General features: G+C 47.7%; 1 protein-coding gene. It reads left to right on the top strand.

The genetic code is table 11. From position 1 onward, the window contains the following. Positions 1-434, top strand: a 434-nt coding sequence (locus tag A3751_RS21040) for a P-loop NTPase (RefSeq protein ID WP_156492708.1), incomplete at both ends; no start/stop codon positions are given.

Genomic DNA, 434 nt, shown 5'->3' with positions numbered 1-434 from the left:
TTTATGGGCCAAGCGTTGGCATGATGCTTGGTATTCCTGCTGATGCTCGTCCTGAGACCTATGAAGATAAGGCATTCATTCCAATTGAAGCGCATGGCATTCAAGCAATGTCGATGGCCTTTTTGGTCACTGAGCAAACGCCGATGGTATGGCGAGGTCCTATGGTCAGTGGTGCACTCATGCAGCTCTTGACTCAAACTCGCTGGGACGACTTGGACTATCTAATTATTGATATGCCGCCGGGAACGGGCGATATTCAGTTGACGCTATCCCAGAAAGTTCCGGTGACGGGTTCTATTATCGTGACGACACCGCAAGATATTGCATTGATGGATTGTCAAAAAGGCATCGAAATGTTCCGTAAAGTGAACATTCCCGTATTTGGTGTCATCGAGAATATGAGCGTGCATGTTTGTAGTCAGTGCGGGCATCAT

This window comes from Oleiphilus sp. HI0080, assembly GCF_001635135.1.
The sequence above is the reverse complement of the archived record's forward strand: the minus strand, read 5'-3'. Positions and strand labels throughout refer to the sequence as shown.